This window comes from Streptomyces sp. XY431 (assembly GCF_001279805.1).
GTDB lineage: Bacteria > Actinomycetota > Actinomycetes > Streptomycetales > Streptomycetaceae > Kitasatospora > Kitasatospora purpeofusca.
Genome location: NZ_LGDO01000187.1, coordinates 1 through 4,932 on the forward strand (window position 1 = coordinate 1; position 4,932 = coordinate 4,932).

Annotated in this window: 2 protein-coding genes; both read left to right on the forward strand. The window is 75.3% G+C overall.

All coding sequences use genetic code 11. The annotated features are described in order from the left end of the window. A partial coding sequence (locus ADK60_RS19710; RefSeq protein ID WP_053647693.1) for a type I polyketide synthase occupies nucleotides 1–3,058 on the forward strand: 3,058 nt, incomplete at its 5' end. 31 nt (nucleotides 3,059–3,089) lie between these two features. Next, nucleotides 3,090–4,932 (forward strand): type I polyketide synthase (locus tag ADK60_RS19715; protein ID WP_234371163.1); only part of this gene is annotated, 1,843 nt, incomplete at its 3' end.

The window sequence follows — 4,932 nt, forward strand, 5'->3', positions numbered from 1 at the left end:
GGGCGGCCCGGAGCAGGTGCTGCGTGCGGTGGGTCGTGCGTGGGAGCGGGGGTTGGGGGTGGACTGGTCGGGTGCCTTCCCGGGAGCGCGGCGGGTGGATCTGCCGACGTACGCCTTCCAACGCACCCGCTACTGGCCCGAGCCGGCGCCCACCGCGGCGGCCGATGTGGGCTCGGCCGGGCTCGACCCGACCGACCACCCCGTCCTCGGAGCGGCCGTCGAGCTGGCCGACACGGGTGAACTGCTGCTCAGCGGAAGGCTGTCGCTGCGTACCCACCCCTGGCTCGCCGACCACGCCGTGGCCGGTACGGTCCTGCTGCCCGGCGCGGCCTTTGCGGAGCTCGCGGTACGCGCCGCGGACGAGGCCGGATGCCACACGGTGGAGGAACTGACGCTCCAGTCACCGCTGTTGATACCCGTCGACACCGCCGTCCGCCTGCAGGTGCGGGTCGGCGCGGCGGACGCGCACGGCAGCCGCTCCCTGGACGTGTTCTCCTGCCGCGAGGACGCGGCGACCCCGACCTGGACCGCGCACGCGACCGGCGCACTGACCGCCGACGCCACGACCCGCGGTCCGTCGCCCGCACCCGGACCGGACGACGCCGGCTCCTGGCCCCCGCCCGGCGCCGTCCCGATCCCCGTCGACGACCTGTACGAGCGGTTCCACACCTCCGGTTACGGCTACGGCCCCGCCTTCCGCGGGCTCACCACCGCCTGGCGCCGGGGCGAGGAGATCTTCACCGAGGTACGCCTGCCCGACGACCAGCACCGGTCCGCCTCCGCCTTCGGTGTGCACCCCGCCCTCCTGGACGCCGCGCTCCAGGGGTTGTTCCTGCGCGCCCGGCCGGAGAGCGGACCGGACCCGGACCGACCGTCCGCCGGACTGCCGTTCTCCTGGGGCGGGGTCAGGCTGCACGCCTCCGGAGCCACCGCGCTCAGGGTGCGGCTCGGCTTCCGGCCGGACGGATCGACGTCGATCGACGCGACCGACCCGAACGGCCTCCCGGTCGTGTCGGTCGAGACGCTCGCCGTCCGCCCGATCGACCTCGACGCCCTCCGCCCGGGCGGAGGCCCGGAATCCCTCTACCGGGTGCAGTGGTCGGCGGTGCCCGCCACCGCACCCGCCGAGCCCCTCGGGCACGTTGCTGTCCTCGGGGGCCGGGAATCCTTCCCGGACAGCCGTCCGGACCTGGCCGCGCTCGGTGCCGCCCTGGAAGCGGGAGCACCGTCGCCCGCCGCGGTGCTGGCCTGGTGCGACCGCACCCCGGACCTCCCGTCCCCGCCCGACGCCGCATCCGTGCACACCGCACTGGACGACGCCCTGCGGCTCGTCCAGGACTGGCTGGCCGACCCGCGGTGGGACGACGGCACCCGGCTCGTCCTCGTCACCCGGGGCGCGGTCTCCACGGCAGCCGGTGAGGACGTCACCGACCTCGTCGGCGCGGCGGTCCGCGGCCTCGTCCGCTCCGCCCAGTCCGAGCACCCGGACCGGTTCCTGCTGATCGACACTGACGACCCGGCCGCCGTGACCGGCCTGCTGCCCCGGGCACTGGCCGGAACGGAACCCCAACTGGCGATACGCGCCGGACGACTCCTCGCCGCCCGCCTCACCAGGGCCACCGTCGCCACGGATCCGACCCCGCCCCCGGACACGGACACGGACACGGATACGGACACGCTCGCGGGCCCGGACCCGTCCGCCGCACCGTCCGGCATCGCCGCGGCCGGGGGGACCGTCCTGGTCACCGGGGCCGGCGGCGCGCTCGGCGGCCTGGTCGCACAGCACCTCGTGACCGCGCACGGCGTACGGAACCTGCTGCTCGTCGGCAGGCGCGGCGCGAACGCCCCGGGCCTGGCCGACCTCGCCGCCGAACTGCGCGGACTCGGCGCCCGGGTGGACGTGGAGGCCTGTGACGTCGCCGAGCGGGACGCGCTCGCCGCCCTGCTCGCCGGCATCCCCGCCGACCGTCCGCTGAGCGCGGTCGTCCACGCGGCCGGCGTCCTGGACGACGGGACGGTCGAGTCGCTGACCCCCGCGCGGATGCGACACGTACTGCGGCCCAAGGTCGACGCGGCCCTCAACCTGCACGCCCTCACCCGCGATCTGCCGCTGTCGGCCTTCGTCCTGTTCTCCTCCGCGTCCGCCACGGTCGGCAACGCCGGGCAGGGCAACTACGCGGCCGCCAACGCCTTCCTCGACGCGCTCGCCCAGCACCGCCGGGCCCTGGACCTGCCCGCCCAGTCGCTCGCCTGGGGCCTGTGGGCACGCCGCAGCACCATGACCGGCACGCTCACCGCCGCCGACCTGCGGCGCATGTCCCGGGGAGGCACCGCGGCCATCGGCAGCGAAGAGGGCCTGGCCCTGTTCGACGCGGCGCTCACCCTGGACGAACCGCTGCTCGTCCCGGTCAGGATCGACCTCGGCCGCCTCCGGGCGGCGGCCCGGACCGTACCCGTCCCGGCCCTGCTCTCCGTACTGGTCCCCGGCACCGCGCGCCGTCCCGCCTCCGCGGCGGACGCCGCCGAAGCGGACTCGCTGCGCCGCCGGCTGACCGGCCTCACCCCGGAGGAACGCGTCGCCACCCTGCTCGACCTGGTGCGGAGCCGGAGCGCCGACGTCCTCGGCCACGGCGGGGCCGGGGCCGTCGACCCGGACCAGGCGTTCAAGGACCTCGGCTTCGACTCGCTCACCTCCGTCGAACTCCGCAACCGGCTCAGCGCCGCCACCGGCCGCCGACTGCCCGCGACCCTGGTCTTCGACCACCCCACCCCGGCCGCCGTCGCCGCTCACCTCACCAGGCTCCTGGTACCCGACGGGCCGGGCGGCCCCGCCGCCACCGGGAAGGCCGCCGGGACGCCGGGCCGGACGGGCCGGGAGGACCACGAGATCAGCTCCCTGCTCGCCGCGATCCCGCCCGCCGCACTGCGCCGGGCCGGTCTCCTCGACGCGCTCCTGGACCTCGCCGACCGACCGGGGACACCGGCTCCCGCCGCCGACATCCAGGACATGGCGGTCGACGAACTCGTCCGGATGGCCCTGGGCGGCGAACGTGACTGACCGACAGCCGCAGAAGGAGAAGGCCAACCCCATGCCCACCGACACGGACCAGGTGGTCGCCGCCCTGCGTGCCTCGCTGCTGGACAACCAGCGCCTGCGGCAGGAGAACCGGCGGCTGCGCGACGAATCCGCCGAGCCCATCGCCATCGTGGGGATGAGCTGCCGCTACCCAGGCGGTGTCCGCACCCCGGAAGACCTGTGGGAACTGCTGGTCGAGGAACGCGACGCGGTCTCGCCGTTCCCCACCGACCGCGGCTGGGACGTCGAGGGCGGCTTCGACGCCGACCCCGACGCCCCCGGCACGTTCTACGTCCGTGAAGGCGGCTTCCTGCACGACGCGACGGGCTTCGATCCGGGCTTCTTCGGCATCTCCCCGCGCGAGGCCCTGGCCATGGACCCGCAGCAGCGGCTGCTGCTGGAGGCGTCCTGGGAAGCGGTGGAACGCGCGGGCATCGACCCGACGACCCTGCGCGGCAGCCGCACCGGCGTCTACACCGGAGTGATCTACAGCGAGTACGGGTCCCGGCTCGGCCGGGTTCCCGACGAGTTGGAGGGCTTCCTCGGCACCGGCACCATCCCCAGCGTCGCCTCGGGCCGGATCGCCTACACCCTCGGCCTGGAAGGCCCGGCGGTCACCCTGGACACCGCCTGTTCGTCCTCCCTGGTCGCCGTCCACCTCGCCTGCCAGGGGCTGCGCTCCGGGGACACCACTCTCGCCCTGGCCGGCGGGGTGACCGTGATGTCCACCCCCGGCCTGTACGTCGGGTTCAGCCGCCAGCGCGGCCTGGCACCCGACGGGCGCAGCAAGTCCTTCTCGTCCGCCGCGGACGGGGCCGGGTTCGGGGAGGGCCTGGGTCTGCTCCTGCTGGAACGGCTCTCGGACGCCCGGCGCGCGGGGCATCCTGTCCTGGCCGTCGTCCGCGGCTCGGCCGTCAACCAGGACGGCGCGAGCAACGGGCTGACCGCCCCGAACGGGCCCGCGCAGCAGCGCGTCATCGGCGAGGCGCTGGCCCGTGCCGGACTCGCCCCGTCCGAGGTCGACATGGTGGAGGCGCACGGCACCGGCACCGTGCTCGGCGACCCGATCGAGGCCCAGGCGCTGCTGGCCACGTACGGTCAGGACCGGCCCGCCGGGCGTCCGTTGCGGCTGGGGTCGCTGAAGTCCAACCTGTCCCACACCCAGGCCGCCGCGGGCGTCGGCGGGGTGATCAAGTCGGTGCTCGCGATGCGGCACGGCGTGATGCCTCGCACTCTGCACGTCGACCGCCCCTCGCCCCGTGTCGACTGGACCGAGGGAGCTGTCTCCCTGCTCGCCGAGGCCGCCCCCTGGCCGGAGACGGGACGGCCGCGCCGGGTCGGGGTGTCCTCCTTCGGTGCCAGCGGGACCAATGCCCACGTGATTCTCGAACAGGCCGTCGCCGCACCGACCTTGACCGCGCCGACCGACGCGACGGCCGCCACCGACACTTCGGTCGACCGGCCCGCCACGTCGGAACCGGTGCCCGCCGTCGTCCCCTGGATCCTGTCGGCGCGTACGCCGGAAGCGCTGCGCGCCCAGGCGGCGGCGCTGCACGAGCGGGTGGTGGCGGAACCGGGCCTGAGCGTGCTGGACGTCGGTCATTCGCTGGCGGTCGGGCGTTCGCGGTTCGCGGAGCGTGCGGTGGTGGTGGGGGCGGACCGGGACGAACTGCTGGCCGGTGTCGCCGCCCTGTCGCGGGGCGTGGGCTCGAAGAGCGTGGCCGTCGGAGGTGGGCTGCTCCCGGGTCGTTCGGTGCTGGTGTTCCCGGGTCAGGGTTCGCAGTGGGTGGGTATGGCGGTGGGGTTGTTGGCGGGGTCGGAGGTGTTCGCGGGGCGGATGGGGGAGTGCGAGCGGG